This window comes from Ramlibacter sp. PS3R-8, assembly GCF_037572435.1.
Classification (GTDB): Bacteria; Pseudomonadota; Gammaproteobacteria; order Burkholderiales; family Burkholderiaceae_C; genus Ramlibacter.
This window is the reverse complement of record NZ_JBBHGT010000008.1, coordinates 130,001-145,551: the sequence shown is the minus strand read 5'-3', so window position 1 is coordinate 145,551 and position 15,551 is coordinate 130,001. Positions and strand designations below refer to the sequence as shown.

Annotated in this window: 12 protein-coding genes and 2 rRNA genes (1 of these 14 cut by a window edge); 4 read left to right on the top strand and 10 right to left on the bottom strand. The window is 65.1% G+C overall.

Annotation, left to right across the window (positions count from 1 at the left end; all coding sequences use genetic code 11):
• Positions 1 to 16 precede the first annotated feature (16 nt).
• The 5 genes from glyS to WG902_RS21760 form a co-directional block, all read right to left on the bottom strand.
• Positions 17 to 2,122 carry a glycine--tRNA ligase subunit beta gene (glyS, locus tag WG902_RS21780; protein ID WP_340062311.1) on the bottom strand — a complete coding sequence of 702 codons (2,106 nt, stop codon included), beginning with the start codon at positions 2,120 to 2,122 and terminating at the stop codon, positions 17 to 19.
• Positions 2,122 to 3,027 (bottom strand): glycine--tRNA ligase subunit alpha, encoded by a 906-nt coding sequence (gene glyQ / locus WG902_RS21775; RefSeq protein ID WP_340062310.1) that lies wholly within the window; start codon positions 3,025 to 3,027, stop codon positions 2,122 to 2,124. Before glyQ ends, glyS begins: the two co-directional genes overlap by 1 nt.
• A gap of 66 nt (positions 3,028 to 3,093) precedes the next feature.
• Positions 3,094 to 4,569 (bottom strand): apolipoprotein N-acyltransferase, encoded by a 1,476-nt coding sequence (lnt, locus tag WG902_RS21770; protein ID WP_340062393.1) that lies wholly within the window; start codon positions 4,567 to 4,569, stop codon positions 3,094 to 3,096.
• Positions 4,570 to 4,637: 68 nt separating this feature from the next.
• Positions 4,638 to 5,516: an HlyC/CorC family transporter gene (locus WG902_RS21765; protein WP_340062309.1), complete on the bottom strand. Its 879-nt coding sequence runs from the start codon at positions 5,514 to 5,516 to the stop codon at positions 4,638 to 4,640.
• 76 nt (positions 5,517 to 5,592) lie between these two features.
• A complete protein-coding gene (locus WG902_RS21760) occupies positions 5,593 to 6,249 on the bottom strand; it encodes a GNAT family N-acetyltransferase (RefSeq protein ID WP_340062308.1) in 657 nt (218 codons plus the stop codon).
• Between the two features lie 153 nt (positions 6,250 to 6,402).
• On the opposite strand from WG902_RS21760, the gene WG902_RS21755 reads away from it, so the two are divergent.
• Positions 6,403 to 8,166 carry an adenylate/guanylate cyclase domain-containing protein gene (locus WG902_RS21755; RefSeq protein WP_340062307.1) on the top strand — a complete coding sequence of 588 codons (1,764 nt, stop codon included), beginning with the start codon at positions 6,403 to 6,405 and terminating at the stop codon, positions 8,164 to 8,166.
• A 12-nt stretch (positions 8,167 to 8,178) separates the two neighbouring features.
• On the opposite strand, the gene WG902_RS21750 is transcribed toward WG902_RS21755, so the two are convergent.
• The 3 genes from WG902_RS21750 to WG902_RS21740 all read right to left on the bottom strand — a co-directional run bounded on the left by WG902_RS21750 (position 8,179) and on the right by WG902_RS21740 (position 10,545).
• Positions 8,179 to 8,823 (bottom strand): Crp/Fnr family transcriptional regulator, encoded by a 645-nt coding sequence (locus WG902_RS21750; RefSeq protein WP_340062306.1) that lies wholly within the window; start codon positions 8,821 to 8,823, stop codon positions 8,179 to 8,181.
• A 60-nt stretch (positions 8,824 to 8,883) separates the two neighbouring features.
• Complete coding sequence (locus tag WG902_RS21745; protein ID WP_340062305.1) at positions 8,884 to 9,537, bottom strand: helix-turn-helix transcriptional regulator; 654 nt, start codon at positions 9,535 to 9,537, stop codon at positions 8,884 to 8,886.
• Between the two features lie 78 nt (positions 9,538 to 9,615).
• The gene (locus WG902_RS21740) at positions 9,616 to 10,545 is read right to left on the bottom strand and encodes an esterase/lipase family protein (RefSeq protein WP_340062304.1); all 930 of its coding nucleotides are present in this window, start codon (positions 10,543 to 10,545) and stop codon (positions 9,616 to 9,618) included.
• A gap of 60 nt (positions 10,546 to 10,605) precedes the next feature.
• On the opposite strand from WG902_RS21740, the gene WG902_RS21735 reads away from it, so the two are divergent.
• From WG902_RS21735 to WG902_RS21725, 3 genes are read left to right on the top strand one after another with little or no spacing between them, the layout of a single operon-like run.
• A complete protein-coding gene (locus tag WG902_RS21735) occupies positions 10,606 to 11,340 on the top strand; it encodes an FFLEELY motif protein (protein ID WP_340062303.1) in 735 nt (244 codons plus the stop codon).
• A gap of 49 nt (positions 11,341 to 11,389) precedes the next feature.
• The gene (locus tag WG902_RS21730; protein WP_340062302.1) at positions 11,390 to 13,078 is read left to right on the top strand and encodes an AMP-binding protein; all 1,689 of its coding nucleotides are present in this window, start codon (positions 11,390 to 11,392) and stop codon (positions 13,076 to 13,078) included.
• A gap of 10 nt (positions 13,079 to 13,088) precedes the next feature.
• Positions 13,089 to 14,012 (top strand): MBL fold metallo-hydrolase, encoded by a 924-nt coding sequence (locus WG902_RS21725; protein ID WP_340062301.1) that lies wholly within the window; start codon positions 13,089 to 13,091, stop codon positions 14,010 to 14,012.
• Positions 14,013 to 14,071: 59 nt separating this feature from the next.
• Here the strand turns inward: WG902_RS21725 and rrf are convergent.
• A 5S ribosomal RNA gene (rrf, locus tag WG902_RS21720) occupies positions 14,072 to 14,184 on the bottom strand.
• A gap of 138 nt (positions 14,185 to 14,322) precedes the next feature.
• Positions 14,323 to 15,551, bottom strand: a 23S ribosomal RNA gene (locus WG902_RS21715); it runs 1,651 nt beyond the window's last position.

Sequence of the window (15,551 nt, the reverse complement as noted above, 5' to 3'; positions counted from 1 at the left end):
GGTGCGCCTCGCAGGTTCACTGGGCCAGCCGGGACAGGTCGGCCACGCGGTTCATCGCCTGGTGGAGCGTGGCCAGCAGGCCGAGCCGGTTGAGGCGAAGGTCCGTCTCTTCGGCATTGACCATCACGCCGTCGAAGAAAGCGTCCACCGGGCCGCGCAGCACCGCGAGCGTTCGCAGCGAGCCGGTGTAGTCGCCCGCTTCGAACTGGGCGCGGGCCTTCGGCGCGATGTCCCGCGTCGCGGCGTGCAGGGCCTTCTCGGCGTCTTCCTTCAGCAGCGCCTCGTTCACGTGCGCATCCGCCTTTTCCGCTTTCTTCAGGATGTTGCCGATGCGCTTGTTGGCAGCGGCCAGGGCCGGCGCCTCCGGCAGCGCGGCGAACGCGCGCACGGCAGCGAGGCGCTTGGCGACGTCGCCCAGGCGCTGCGGACGCAGCGCCAGCACCGCCTCGACTTCCTGCGCGCTGTAGCCCTGCTCGCGCAACAGGCCGGACAGCCGCTCGTAGATGAAATCGGTGAGTTGTTCCGCCGTGCCCGGCTGCGCCTGCGGGAACAGGGCGAGAGCCTGCGTGACCAGCGCGTGCAGCTGAAGCGGCAAGTCCTTTTCCATCAGCATGCGCACCACGCCCAGCGCGTGCCGGCGCAACGCGAACGGGTCCTTATCGCCCGTGGGCAACTGCCCGATGGCGAACAGCCCGGCGAGCGTCTCCAGCTTGTCCGCGAGTGCAACGACCAGCCCGACGTCGTTGCGCGGCAAGGCGTCACCGGCGAAGCGCGGTCGGTAGTGGTCCTCGATGGCGGCAGCGACGGCGTCGCCCAGGCCGTCGTGGCGCGCGTAGTAGCCGCCCATGATGCCCTGCAACTCCGGAAATTCGCCGACCATGTCGGTCAACAGATCCGCCTTGGCCAGGCGCGCGGCGACGTCCGCCTGCCGCGCGACTTGATCGCTGCCCATCTGTCCGCCGATCACCCTGGAGATGGCCCGCACGCGCTCCATGCGCTCGCCCTGCGTGCCCAGCTTGTTGTGATACACGACCTTGTCCAGCCCGGGCACGCGCGACTCGAGCGACTTCTTGCGGTCCTGGTCGAAGAAGAACTTGGCGTCGGCCAGGCGCGGGCGCACGACGCGCTCGTTGCCGCCGATCACCGCGCTGGGGTCCTGCGGCCGGATGTTGCTGACCACCAGGAACCGATTGGTGAGCTTGCCGCCCGCGTCCAGCAGCGGGAAGTACTTCTGGTTCGCCTTCATGGTGAGGATCAGGCATTCCTGCGGCACCTGCAGGAACTCGGACTCGAACTGGCAGGTCAGCACGTTGGGCCGCTCGACCAGTGCCGTGACTTCGTCGAGCAGCGCATCGTCCTCGATCGGCTGCACGCCGCCCCCCACCTTGGCGGCGGCATCGCGCAACTGGCGCTCGATTTCGGCGCGGCGCTCGGCAAATCCGGCGATCACCGCGCCCTCTCTCGCCAGCGTCGCGGCGTAGCTGTCGGCGTCGGGAATGCTGACCGTCGCAGCGGCTGCCTCGAAGCGATGGCCCCCCGTGATGCGGCCGGCGGACAGCCCGAGCGCCTGGATCGGCACGACGTCCTTGCCGTGCAAGGCCACCAGCGCATGCGCGGGCCGCACGAACTTGACGTCGGTCCAGCCGTCCGCAAGTTGGTAGGTCATGACCTTGGGAATCGGGAGCTTGGCCAGGCTTTCGAGCAGCGCCTTCTGCAGGCCCTCGGGCAGCAGGACGCCCTTGGCCGTGCTGTCGTGGAACAGCGCCTCGGCCTTGCCGTCCATTTGTCGCTTCAGCTGCGGCACGGCCGCGGCGTCGGCGCCCAGGGCTTGCAGTTTCTTCAGCAAGGCCGGCGTCGGTTTGCCGGCTGCGTCCAGGCCGACGCTGACGGGCATGAGCTTTTGCGACACCGACTTGTCGGCGCCTTGCGAAGCGACTGCCGTGACGTGCGCGGCGAGGCGCCGCGGCGAAGCGTACGTCGTCACTTTCGATTCCTGCGACGCCAGGCCCTGCGCCCGGAGCTGTTCCAGCAGGACGCCGGCAAAGGACTCGCCCAGCTTCTTCAGCGCCTTCGGCGGCAGCTCTTCGACGAAGAGTTCAACGAGGAGGTTCTGCACGGACATCAAGCGGCCTTCTTCTGCAATTCGGCCACCCACTCACGCGGCGCCATGGGGAAGCCCAGGCGCTCGCGGCTCTGGTGATAGCTCTGGGCGACGCTGCGCGCCAGGTTGCGGATGCGCCCGATATAGGCGGCGCGCTCCGTGACGCTGATCGCGCCGCGGGCGTCCAGCAGGTTGAAGGTGTGGGCGGCCTTCAGGACCTGCTCGTAGGCGGGCAGCGCCAGTTGCTGCTCCATCAGGTGCTTCGCCTGCTTTTCATGCGCGCCGAAAGCGGTGAACAGGAAATCGGCATCGCTGTGCTCGAAGTTGTACGCCGACTGCTCCACCTCGTTCTGGTGGTACACGTCGCGATAGGTCAGCCCTTCGGTCCATTTCAGGTCGAACACGTTGTCCACGCCTTGCAGGTACATGGCCAGGCGCTCGAGGCCGTAGGTGATCTCGCCGGTGATCGGCTTGCAGTCGAGCCCACCCACTTGCTGGAAATAGGTGAACTGCGTGACTTCCATGCCGTTGAGCCAGACTTCCCAGCCCAGGCCCCAGGCCCCCAGCGTCGGGTTTTCCCAATCGTCTTCGACGAAACGGATGTCATTTTTCTTCAGGTCGAAGCCGACGGCCTCGAGCGAGCCGAGGTACAGCTCCAGGATGTCCGCCGGCGCCGGCTTGAGCACGACCTGGAACTGGTAGTAGTGCTGCATGCGGTTGGGATTCTGGCCGTACCGGCCGTCCTTGGGCCGCCGGCTCGGCTGCACGTACGCGGCTTTCCAGGGTTCAGGGCCGATGGCTCGCAGGAAAGTGGCCGTGTGCGAGGTGCCTGCGCCGACTTCCATGTCGTACGGCTGCAGCAGCGCGCAGCCTTGGGCGTCCCAATAGGACTGCAGCTTCAGAATGAGTTGCTGGAATGTGAGCATTGGCGGCGGGGACGGCGGAGCCGGAACCGGGTCGGCGCGGGCCGGCGGCCCGCGGAACCGCCCATTTTAGGGGTGTGGGCGGCCGCGGCGGCCGGCGCGCCAGGCGGTGATGGCTGCGACCAGGGCCAGCGCCCACAGGGGATCGAGCCCGAAACGCGACACCCAGAGCGCAAACGGCGTCATGCCGCTGCCGCCCTCGACCTCGCCGAGCAGAACACCACGGGTGTGCCGCGGCAAGGCGTGGGTGACACGACCCGCGCGGTCGATGATGACGGTGGCGCCCGTGTTGGTGGCGCGAATCATGGGTCGCTCGAACTCGAGCGAGCGCATCCGGCTGATCTGCAGGTGCTGGTCGATCGCCACCGTGTCGCCGAACCAGGCGATGTTGCTGACGTTGACGAAGATGGTCGGAGCCAGCGCGGGATCGCGGAAACGCGCGCCGAGCTCCTCGCCGAACAGGTCTTCGTAGCAGATGTTGGGTGCCAGGCGCTGCCCGGCCCAGACGAAGGACGCCTGGCCCACGTCGCCCCTGTTGAAGTCGCCCAGGGGGATGTTCATCATCGCGGTGAACCACTTGAACAGCCGCGGGATGAATTCGCCGAAGGGGACGAGGTGGTGCTTGTGGTACCGGTAGCCGTCTGTGCCCTGCTGGAGCCCGATGACGGAGTTGGTGTAGCCCGCCTCCATCGCTCCGAGCGGAATGCCCACGAGCGCGGCTCGCCGGCCATCCGCGAAGGCGGCTCGAACCGCGTCGAGGTAACCCTGCGGCAGCTGCTGCGGCAGCAGCGGGATGGCGGTTTCCGGCGTCACCACGAGCTGCGCCTTCGCATCGCGCAGTTGTTCGGCGTACCACGCGAGTGCCTGCGGCACGCCGCTCCTTCCTTCGAACTTCTCGTCCTGGGGGATGTTGCCCTGGAGCAGCGCCACGCTCAGGCGCGCGCCGTCTCCCGCGGCCGGCGCGGCGGGCGCCTGCGCATTGCACGCGGCCAACAGGCCCGCCGTCGCACCAACCGCCAGCCAGTAGCGCAAGGACCGGCGGGCGCCGGGCTGGACCAGTTGGGACAGCAGGCAAGCCAACCACGCAGCGACTACGCCGATGCCATAAGCGCCGAACCACCGCGCCAGTGGCGCCAACGGGCCATCGACGTGGGCATAGCCGCCCGCGCCCCAGGAAAAACCCGTGAACAACGTTCCGCGCAACAACTCTGCACCCAGCCACAGGGCCGCGAACAAGGCGCCGTCGCGCCACGCGCTGCCATTCGCCGCACCCTTGAACAGGGCCGCCGCCAGCGCGTAATAGAGCGACAGGAATGCGGCGAGCGACAACACGGCCAGGGCAGCAAGCGGCGAAGCGAGGCCGCCGTAGACGTGCATGGAAATGAACAGCCACCACCAGGTGGCGGTGAGCCACGCGGTCGCGAACACCCAGCCGATGAACGCCGCGCGGGCGCGCGAGTCTTGCCGCCGCAGCAGCTCCGGCAGCACGGCCAGCGAAAGCAATTGAAGCCACCACAGCGGCTGCCCGCCGACCGGCCACGCCATGGAAAACGCCTGCAGCACGCCGGCCGCCAGGGCCACGCATGCTGGCGCCGCGAGCGAGCGCAGCGGGGTCAAGCGGAGCCGCCGGCGCCCTCGACGGGCGACACCTTGAACCAGCGCACGGCGCCGCCCTTGGTGTGCAGCACGACGAACTTCAGGCCCGCCAGCGCGGCCTCCTCGCCGCGCTTGGGCACGTGCCCCATCTCGTGGGCGATCAGCCCGCCGATGGTGTCGAAGTCCCGCTCCTCTTCGGACGGCACGAGTTTCACGCCGAACGCTTCGTTGACGCGCTCGATCGACGTGTCACCGCTCACCCGGTAGGTGCGGTCCGCCAGGCCGAAGATGTCGCCCTCGTCCTCGACGATGTCGAATTCATCCTCGATCTCGCCCACGATCTGCTCGAGCACGTCCTCGATGGTGATCAGCCCGGCCACGCGGCCGAATTCGTCGATGACGATCGCCAGGTGGTTGCGGTTGCCGCGGAATTCCCGCAGCAAGTCGTTCAGGCCCTTGCTCTCCGGGACGAAGACCGCCGGCCGCAGCAACGCGCGCAGGTGGAAGTCCGGCGAACGCTGCAGCTTGAGCAGGTCCTTGGCCATGAGGATGCCGATGATGTTCTCGCGGTCGCCGTCGTACACGGGAAAGCGGGAGTGCGCCGTGGTGATGACGATGTTGAGGATCTCGTCGTACGGCGCGTCGATGTTCACGAGGTCCATTCGCGGCGCCGCGACCATCACGTCGCCCGCAGTCAACCCGGCCATGCGGATCACGCCCTCGAGCATCACGCGCGACTCGGGACCGATGATGTCGTTGTCCTCGGCGTCCGCCAGGGTTTCGATCAGTTCGGCGGTGGAGTCCGGTCCCGGGTGGATGAACTCGGCAACTTTTTGCAGGAACGTGCGCTTGTCCTGCTTGTCTTGCGATGGGCGCGATGGATGGGGGTCTGACACAGCCGTGAGGCGGAGTGGGGGGATCGATAGGATACCGGAACGGCACCGCGCCGGTTCCCCGCCTGGCCGTGACCGGTCATCGGCCGCTCTTGCCGAGCGCCTCGATCGCGCCGCGGCGGATCTCCTGGACCTGCGTGAGCAGGGCCATGAAGTTGATGGCCTGCTGCTTCAGGCGATAGTCCGCCTGCGCCACCTGCTCGTCCACCATTTCGCTCACGCGGCTGTCCAGCGTGGCCGGCGGCAGCCGAAGGTAGGCATCGGTTTCGCTGCCGGCGCGCTCGATGACGGCGCCGCCATTGCGGGCGATGCGGATCATTGCCGTGTTTTCCGACAGCGCGTGAATGAACATCAGCTCCACGCCTTCATTGCGCGCGTGCATCACCGCCCGGTCGAACAGGCGCGCACCAAATCCGCGCGCACGCGCTTTCGTCAGCACGGACACGCCGAACTCGGCGGCGACGGCGGCCCCCGGCTCGTGGATGAACGCCAGGTGCGCCATTGCGATGAGTTCCAGCCGGCGATTGAAGATGCCGAAGATCTCGTCCCGATCGAAATCGAGTTGCTCCACGTAGCGCTCGATCTGTTCGTCGTTCGCCGGGTAACCGAAGCGCAGGTAGCGATCTTGCGGATCGAGCGCCAGCAGGTGGGCTGCGATGCGGGAGCGGTGGGCGGCCCCGAGGGACCGAATCGGCACCATGGGCCCGGAGCGGGCGATGGTGGGCTGGTTTGACATGCCTTCCAATTTAAGGGTTTTCCCGAGGTTTGCAAGGTTGGAGCTCTCTAAACCATTGATTTCGTTGGTTTACCCGCACGCCAGAGGACCGCGCGGAACACTCATCCGTGCTACAAATTCACACAACCAGAACGGTTCGGACGGACAACGCTCATGGCCAGGCTCGACAAGTCGACGTTCAGCCGTATCGGGACGGTGATTGCCATGGCCGACGTCGTGGAGTCGGTGCGATTGATGGAGGAGGACACACCCTCGTTCATCGAACGCTGGCAGGGTTTCGTCGCGTTCGTCGCGCAGCAGTTGCCCGAGCACGGCGGCCGCATGCGGCGCAGCCTCGGCGACGGCCTGATGCTCGAGTTTGCCGACGCCGCGGGGTGCATGCGCGCACTGCTCGCCATGCAGGCCTGGCTGCACGAACGCAACCGCAGCATGCAACCGCACGAGCGCATGCACCTGCGCATCGGCGCCCACCTGGCCGATCTCGTGGAGGACCAGTACGACATCTATGGCCCCGACGTCAACCTGAGCTCCCGCATCGCGGCACTGGCCGGCCCCAACGAAATCATCATCTCGGCTGCCCTGCGGGAGCAGTTGCAGCAGTGGGCGGGAGCAACCATCGATGACCTCGGCATCTGCCACCTGAAGCATGTGCGGGATCCGGTGCATGCGTTCCGTGTCGGGCCGCCGGGCGCAGCGTCGGTGATCCCGGCGCAGGCGCTCGCCGCACCCCCTTCGCTGCGTGCACGCATTGCCATCACGCCCTTCGCATCGGAAGGGGAGGCTGTTCCGGGCAGCAACGGCGAATCGCTGGCGGACGAAATCGTCGCTGCTCTCGCGCGCAGCGACGTCCTGCACGTCATGTCGCGCATGAGTCCGGTCGCGCCAGTCGATGCGACCGCCTCGGGACAGCAGCAACCCGGCCCGGCGTACGTGCTCGGTGGCCGCACCCGCGCAGCGGCCGGATCCGTGACGCTCTACCTGGAGCTGACCGAGTCGCTCCACGGCCACGTGACCTGGGCCGAAACTTTCGCCCGCGCGCTGCGCGACCCATCTTCGATGCACCCCCACCTGCTGGCCCACGTGGTGGCAGCCGTGCATGGGGCCGTGATCCACCAGGAAGTGGAAGCCTCGCGCAACCGACCGCTGCCGTCGCTGGAAGGAGGGACTTTGCTGCTGGCGTCGCTCGGACTCATGCACCGGCTGGCCCCGGTCGACATGGACCAGGCCAGGGCCATGCTGGAACACCTGGTGGACCGCTGGCGTCGCCAGTCCATCGCGCATGCCTGGCTGTCGCACCTGCACGTCCTGCGCGTGCAACAGGCCAGCGCGGGCTTCACCGCGCACGAGGGCGCGGTGGCGCGCGCACAATCGGCTGCCGGTGTGCAGGGCGACCCAGGTTCCGCCCTGGTGCTTGCGCTCGATGGCCACGCATCACTGCATACCGCACTGAACAAGGAGGCTGCGGCTGACCGATACGCGCAGGCGTTGCGGCTGCGCGGCGACCACTCGCTGGCCCTCCTCTTCCAGGCAGAACTGCTGGCGCTGCTGGAATGCGGCCCGCAGGCCCGTGCCATCGCGGAGCGCGCGTTGGGTACGCTGTCGCTGGAGCCGTTGCGGTACCTGTACGAGGCCATCTGCGCGATGGTGATGCTGGCCGATGGCGACTCCGAGGCGGCGCACGGGCTCGCGCAGCAGTCCGTGCAGCGCAACCCGCGCTACCTGCCGGCCTGGCGCACGCTGGTGGTGGCGCAGGTGGAAACCGACCGGCTCGGCGAGGCCCATGCCGCGCTGCAAAGGCTCATGACCAAGCAGCCCGCTTTCGCGGTCAACGCCTTCCTCCAAGCATCGCCTTTCGATGGTGAGCTGGCGGGCCGGTATTCGGAGGCGCTGCTGCACGCGGGAGCGCCCGCCGAGTGAACAACGGGCGCGCTACCAGCGTGCCGGCAGTTTCTTCTTCAGCGTGATGCGCTTGATCCCGAGTTCGACGTAGCCGCCTTTTTCGAGGTCTTTGAGCAAGCGGCTGACCATCTCGCGCGATGCACCGACCCGGCTGGCGATCTGCTGGTGGGTGATCTGCGTCAGTTGCACGGGCGCCTGGCTGCTCGCCGCCCCCTGCTGCCCTTCGAGCGTGTGGATCACGCGTCCGTACACATCGAGCAGGGCCATCCGACGCGCCGTCTCGGTGGCCGAACGCGCACGATGGATGACTTGGGTCACCAGCGAAAGGGCGAAGCTGGGCTCGTCCGCAAGGTGCTGCTGCACGGCCTCCCTGGAGACCAGTGAACACAGGCAGTTCTCCATGGTCATGACGGAAGCGGAACGAGGGCCGCCGTCCAGCGACATCTCTCCGAAGTAATCGCCGGCCTGGATGGTCCCGAACGTGATTTCCCGCCCGCTTTCATCCGTGGCGTAGACCTTGACCTGCCCCTGCAGCAACACGAAGAGCGATCCGCCCGGCTCGCCCTCGTTCAGGATGATCGTGTTCTTGCGATAGCTGCGCCGGATGCCGCGGACCGCCAGCCGTGCGACCCCGGGCTCGAGCTGCGCAATGAGCTTGTCCTGCTCCATCGTCATGGCATCCCCCTGTAAAAACACTCTATCAGGCGCGCTCATGCGCGCGCAAGCGGTGTGGACCTAGTGCAGAGGGTCCAGCAGCCGGGCGGCGCCCAGCGGTGGCAGCACCGCGACAAGGCCGACAAGCTCCCGCACGCCATGCGACTGCGTCTTGGCGCACAGGCTGCGAACATGGCTGCGGATGGTGGACACCGCCACCTCCAGCTGCACGGCGGCCTGCGGCGTCGAATGGCCTTGGCACAGGACGGCCAGCACCTGCTCCTCCGCCGGCGTCAACCCGTGCGTGCGGGCGAAGAAACAAAGCATCAGCGGGTCGCAAACCGATGCTCGCGACAGCACCAGTGCGACGTATGCGGGTCCTGCCGGCCGGTCGGATCGGAGGGGAACCACCGCGATGCTCAATCGGCCCCGCTTGCCGCACCGCAAGGACACCAGGCTGCGTCGCCCCGCCTCCGCCTTGGCCAGGGCTTGGCTCAATTCACGCTCCTGCCGGCTGTCGACGGCTTGCAGGCGCCCGTCGTGCAGGCCGAGGATCTCGCGGCGGGCCAGCTCGGTTCGCGCTGCCTGGTTTGCGTGAAGGACTTCTCCCTTGGTGGATGCCACGAGCACGCCGTGGGCCAGTTCGTCGACCAGCACCGCCAAGCCGCCGGACAGGCTGTCCAGGCGTTCGCGCGTGAAGTTCGCCTGCGTCGCAGGCTCCGCTGCTGCATCCATGCCATCCCCCTTGTGGAGGGCACAGCTTAGGCAAGGGCCCGTCGCCCCGGATGAGAATTTCGCTGGCCACGGCGGTGACTAATTCACCTTGACACCGGCGCCGCGGACCTGGGCGATGCAGTGCGCGAGCACGTCCGGATGAAAAGCCAGGGCGACATGCGGCTGGCCGGGCACGAACCGATTGCTCTGTGCGTGACCATGCATGGCGGTGGCGCACGGAAAGACAATGTTGTCGCAGTTCGAGTACCAGCATGTCAGCGGCGGCAACGGGCGCACGGCCGATTCGTGCTGCTCCAGCCCGGCCAGCCAGTCGCTTGCCAGGCGCATCTGGCGGCCGTTCGGCCGGCGGCTGAAGCGCCCGAGCCAGGTGCCGTGGTGGGGCGTTGCTATCGTGATGACGTGCTGGACGTCCCCGGGCTTGCCACTGGCACGCCACCAGGCGCGAAAGGCCAGCCCACCCATGCTGTGGCAGACGACGATGGGTGCCCGGCCGGTCGCCGCTCGCATTCTGGAGATCGCATCGGCGAGCGTCGGCGCGTAATCATCGATGCTGCCGAAAATCGGCTCCAGGTTGACGGTGACAGTGGGGATGCGCTCCGCGGCGAGCCGCCGAAGCCATGGCGTCCAGAAGCCGCGGTTGCAGAAGAAGCCGTGCACCAGCACGACACCCGTGGTGCCGGGTGCGGCCTCGATCCGGTCCGGAACGCTGTCCCACCGGAAAGGCTGGCGCCAGCAAAAGGTCTGGAAGAAATGAACACTCTCCGACCCCCACGCGCGCACCAATTGCCCTGCTGACGGCCGAGGCACTTGCGGTGAACCGCCCAGCCAGCGGAGGAAGAAGAACTCGATTCCAAGCACGATCGGGCCGCCGAAAAGGACCGCCGCTGCCCCCGCCGTCGCCTGGAGGGGCGAATCTCTCCAACGCCATGCAAGCCAGGCCACGGCCACTGCACCGAGCAGCACGCAGTACGTTTGCAGCTGTCGGGCCAATTGCGATGGAGCCGCCATGCGCGAAAGTATCCCATGGGGCGGACGCACGGTTCGGGCGCTCGCTAGACTCTGAATCCCATGAACACGGCGCAAACCATCCGCGAAGCGGTTGCCGAAGTCGAACGGCTGCGCCAGGAGAGCCGTGACGTACCGGACATCGGACGGGCAGTCGCGCAGGTGAAGCGGTTCCAGGCGCGGCGATTCGCCGGGACCTACGCGGACCTGCTGGCATCCGGCCCTTACGCTTTGGCGGCCCGTTTTTTCATGGAGGAGCTGTACAGCGATCGCGATTACGCAGACCGGGATGCGCAGTTTGCGCGCATCGCCAGCGCGGTCGAAAGGCTGTTCCCCCGCGACGTTGCCGAAACGGCTGCCGGCCTCGCCCGCTTGCATGCGTTGACGGAATCGCTGGATCACGGCATGGCGGCCGTCACACGACTTGAAGACGACGGAGACGTCGCGGGCTACGTGCGCGCATGGAAGTCCGTGGGACGCAACGAGGATCGGCAGAAGCAGTTGGAAACCGTGATCAGCATCGGCGCCGAGCTTTCGCGCCTGACGCGAACGCCCGGACTGCGTCTCATGCTGAAGATGATGCGCGCCCCGGCCTCGGCGGCCGGCATGAGCTCCTTGCAGCGGTTTCTGGAGGCCGGGTTCGATACCTTCGCCAAGGTGGCCAGGACGTCCGGCGGCGCGGAACGTTTCCTGGCGATCATCCGCGACCGCGAACAACGGTTGATGCGCATGCTGAGCGACTGCGATCCTGTCGCTTGCGAGACCGAGCTGCGCGCCATCCTAGGACAAGCCCGCTAACCCCACCAGTGCTGCGTGCGCAGAATGCGCAATGAAGGAGCGAGCGAACATGGACCAGAAGCCGTGGGTCAAGAGCTATCCCCCGGGCGTGCCGCACGAGATCGAGCCGGAGCAGTACTCGTCGGTGACGCAACTGCTGGAGGAGTCTTTCCGCAAGCATTCGGGCCGTCCCTTCTCGGTCTGCATGGAGCGCTGGATGACCTACCGGCAGGTCGACGAGCTCTCGAAGGCGCTCGGGGCCTGGCTGCAGGCGCAAGGGCTCGAGCCGGGAGCCCGGGTGGCGATCATGCTGCCCAACATCCCGCAGTTCGCGGTGACCATGGCGGCCGTGCTTCGGGCCGGGTACACGTGCGTCAACGTTAACCCGCTGTATACGGCCCGTGAGCTGCAGCATCAACTGAAGGATTCGGGATCGACGGCCATCGTGATCCTGGAAAACTTCTGCAATACGCTCGAAGAAGCGATCGGGCAAACAAATGTTCGCCATGTGGTGGTCACCGCCATGGGGGATCTGCTGGGCACCGTGTACGGCCAATGGATCACATTCGCCGTGCGCCACCTGGCCAAGATGGTGCCTGCCTACCGGCTTCCATTGAGCGACGGCAGAAGGGTGACGACGTTCAATGCCGCTGTTGGCGAGGGCGCGAGGCTTTCCCTGCGTCCGGCTGCGCAGTCCCTGGATTCGATCGCGTTCCTGCAGTACACCGGTGGAACAACAGGGTTGTCCAAGGGTGCCGTGCTGACGCACCGGAACATCGTCGCTGCCATCCTTCAAGCGGAGGCGTGGTTCACCCCCGCACTCGCGCGCGTCGGCGATGTCAGCCGCACCAATGCGATCGCCGCGCTGCCGCTGTATCACATCTTCGCCTTGACGCTGTGCCTGTTGTCGATGCGATGGGGCGCGCACATGACGTTGATTCCGAACCCTCGGGACATCGGCAAGTTCGTCGAGGTGCTCAAGCGGCGTCCCTTCCACATGCTGCCAGCGGTGAACACCTTGTTCAACGCACTTCTGCAGCATCCGCAATTCCGGTCCGTCGACTTCTCCAGCCTGTGCGTTTCGCAGGCGGGCGGCATGGCCGCGTCGGAGGGCACGGCTCGCCAATGGAAGCAGGCGACGGGCTGCGTCATGATCGAGGGCTGGGGCATGAGCGAGACGTGCGCGATCGGGACGAACAATCCGCTGACAGCGCAGGAGTTTTCGGGAACGATCGGTTTGCCGCTTCCGAGCATCGATGTGGCCATCAAGGATGACGAAGGACGGTCCTTGGCGGCGGGCGAATCCGGCGAAATCTGCATTCGCGGACCGAACGTGACTTCGGGGTATTACCGGCAGCCCGAAGAAAACGCAACGGCGTTCACGTCGGACGGTTACCTGCGCACCGGGGACATCGGCGTCATGGACCCGAGCGGGTACACGCGCATCGTCGACCGCAAGAAGGACATGATCCTGGTCAGTGGATTCAACGTCTATCCCAACGAGCTGGAGAACGTCATTTCCCTGTGCCCGGGTGTGGTGGAGTGCGCCGCGATCGGCGTCCCCGACGAGAAGCAGGGCGAAGCGATCAAGGTTTTCGTCGTGAAAAACGATCCGACCTTGACGGAGGAAGGCGTTGCGAGCCATTGCAGGCAGAACCTGACCGGCTACAAGATGCCTCGCTACATCGAGTTTCGCGACGAGCTGCCGAAGTCCAACGTCGGCAAGATCCTGCGGCGCGAATTGCGCGCTCCGCACTGATCGGGTGTCGATGTCCGCTGCGATTTCCGGCCTGCCCGAAGGCGTGGTCGTCCTCGAAAGAGGCTGGCTGTCGTCCAATAACGTGGTGATCCGCGGCTCGGAGAGTGCGGCCCTGGTCGACAGCGGTTATGCAACGCACGCAGAGCAGACGGTGACGCTGGTTCAGACGGCCCTGCGTGGACTCCCGCTGACACTGCTGGTGAACACTCATTTGCACAGTGATCATTGCGGCGGCAATTCTGCGTTGCGAAGGGCGTTTCCCGACACCTTGATCTGCATACCGCCGGGATTGGCCACGGCGGTTCGATCCTGGGACACCGCTGCGCTAACCTATTCCGCCACAGGTCAGACCTGCCCACCTTTCACTTTCGACCGCGTCGTGACGCCAGGCGAGTGTCTGCGGCTGGGCGACCTCGACTGGGAAGTGCATGCGGCCCCTGGGCATGACCCTCATTCGGTCATCCTCTTCGAGCCGATGTCTCGGTGCCTGCTGTCGGCTGACGCTCTGTGGGAAAACGGCTTCGGCATTGTTTTTCCGGAGCTCGAAGGGGTGGCTGCTTTTGATGAGGTGGCGCGCACACTCGACGTGATCGAGCGCCTGTCACCTCGGGTAATCGTCCCTGGCCATGGCGCTGTGTTTCACGACGTGCCTGGTGCAGTCGCTCGAGCGCGAAGCCGGCTGGACGCCTACGTCGCGTCACCGGCTCGTCACGCAGGGCATGCTTCCAAGGTCTTGCTGAAATTCAAGCTATTGGAATGGCAGCGCATCGACTTGCGCGACTATCTTGCCTGGGCAGGCACGACGTCGTATTTCGGCATGGTGCACGAGCGGTATTTCGCCGACGTTCCGTTGGAGCTGTGGATCCGCGGACTGATCGACGATCTGACACGTAGCGGCGCAGCGCGAATCGAAGGATCGATCGTATCCAACTGAAGCCGATTCGGAAAAAACAAAAGGCCCGGCATTGCTGCCGGGCCTTCGTCGCTATAACAGCCTGACGATGTCCTACTTTCACACGGGAATCCGCACTATCATCGGCGCAGAGGCGTTTCACTGTCCTGTTCGGGATGGGAAGGAGTGGGACCACCTCGCTATGGTCATCAGGCATAACTTTTTGCCCTGTTGCTATTGCTAGCAACAAGACCAATTCATAGAGTCTTATCAGCTTGAGTGCTTGCGCACTCGGTTTTGATTGCGTTCAACCCTGGCATAACACCCTGATCTGCAATGAGATCAAAGTTATAGGGTCAAGCCGCACGAGCAATTAGTATCAGTTAGCTTAACGCATTGCTGCGCTTCCACACCTGACCTATCAACGTCCTGGTCTAGAACGACTCTTCAGGGGGCTCAAGGCCCCGGCAGATCTCATCTTGAAACGAGTTTCCCGCTTAGATGCTTTCAGCGGTTATCTCTTCCGCACTTAGCTACCCTGCGATGCCACTGGCGTGACAACAGGTACACCAGAGGTGCGTCCACTCCGGTCCTCTCGTACTAGGAGCAGGCTTCCTCAAATCTGCAGCGCCCACGGAAGATAGGGACCAAACTGTCTCACGACGTTTTAAACCCAGCTCACGTACCTCTTTAAATGGCGAACAGCCATACCCTTGGGACCGGCTACAGCCCCAGGATGAGATGAGCCGACATCGAGGTGCCAAACACCGCCGTCGATATGAACTCTTGGGCGGTATCAGCCTGTTATCCCCAGAGTACCTTTTATCCGTTGAGCGATGGCCCTTCCATACAGAACCACCGGATCACTATGTCCTGCTTTCGCATCTGCTCGACTTGTCAGTCTCGCAGTTAAGCACGCTTATGCCATTGCACTATCGTCACGATGTCCGACCGTAACTAGCGTACCTTCGAACTCCTCCGTTACGCTTTGGGAGGAGACCGCCCCAGTCAAACTGCCTACCATGCACTGTCCCCGGCCCGGATAACGGGCCTAGGTTAGAACCTCAAACGCACCAGGGTGGTATTTCAACGTTGGCTCCACCAGATCTAGCGACCCGGCTTCAAAGCCTCCCACCTATCCTACACAGATCCGTTCAAAGTCCAATACAAAGCTACAGTAAAGGTTCATGGGGTCTTTCCGTCTTTCCGCGGGGAGATTGCATCATCACAAACATTTCAACTTCGCTGAGTCTCGGGAGGAGACAGTGTGGCCATCGTTACGCCATTCGTGCAGGTCGGAACTTACCCGACAAGGAATTTCGCTACCTTAGGACCGTTATAGTTACGGCCGCCGTTTACTGGGACTTCGATCAAGAGCTTGCACCCCATCACTTAATCTTCCAGCACCGGGCAGGCGTCACACCCTATACGTCCACTTTCGTGTTTGCAGAGTGCTGTGTTTTTATTAAACAGTCGCAGCCACCGATTTTTTGCAACCTCATTGGGCTCCATCCGCGAGGGACTTCACCTACTAAAGGCACACCTTCTTCCGAAGTTACGGTGTCAATTTGCCGAGTTCCT

Coding starts and splice junctions, on each gene's coding strand:
- glyS (WP_340062311.1), bottom strand. CDS start 2,122: ATGTCCGTGCAGAACCTCCTCGTTGAACTCTTCGTCGAAGAGCTGCCG.
- glyQ (WP_340062310.1), bottom strand. CDS start 3,027: ATGCTCACATTCCAGCAACTCATTCTGAAGCTGCAGTCCTATTGGGAC.
- lnt (WP_340062393.1), bottom strand. CDS start 4,569: ATGGCGTGGCCGGTCGGCGGGCAGCCGCTGTGGTGGCTTCAATTGCTT.
- WG902_RS21760 (WP_340062308.1), bottom strand. CDS start 6,249: ATGTCAAACCAGCCCACCATCGCCCGCTCCGGGCCCATGGTGCCGATT.
- WG902_RS21755 (WP_340062307.1), top strand. CDS start 6,403: ATGGCCAGGCTCGACAAGTCGACGTTCAGCCGTATCGGGACGGTGATT.
- WG902_RS21750 (WP_340062306.1), bottom strand. CDS start 8,823: ATGACGATGGAGCAGGACAAGCTCATTGCGCAGCTCGAGCCCGGGGTC.
- WG902_RS21745 (WP_340062305.1), bottom strand. CDS start 9,537: ATGGATGCAGCAGCGGAGCCTGCGACGCAGGCGAACTTCACGCGCGAA.
- WG902_RS21740 (WP_340062304.1), bottom strand. CDS start 10,545: ATGGCGGCTCCATCGCAATTGGCCCGACAGCTGCAAACGTACTGCGTG.
- WG902_RS21735 (WP_340062303.1), top strand. CDS start 10,606: ATGAACACGGCGCAAACCATCCGCGAAGCGGTTGCCGAAGTCGAACGG.
- WG902_RS21730 (WP_340062302.1), top strand. CDS start 11,390: ATGGACCAGAAGCCGTGGGTCAAGAGCTATCCCCCGGGCGTGCCGCAC.
- WG902_RS21725 (WP_340062301.1), top strand. CDS start 13,089: ATGTCCGCTGCGATTTCCGGCCTGCCCGAAGGCGTGGTCGTCCTCGAA.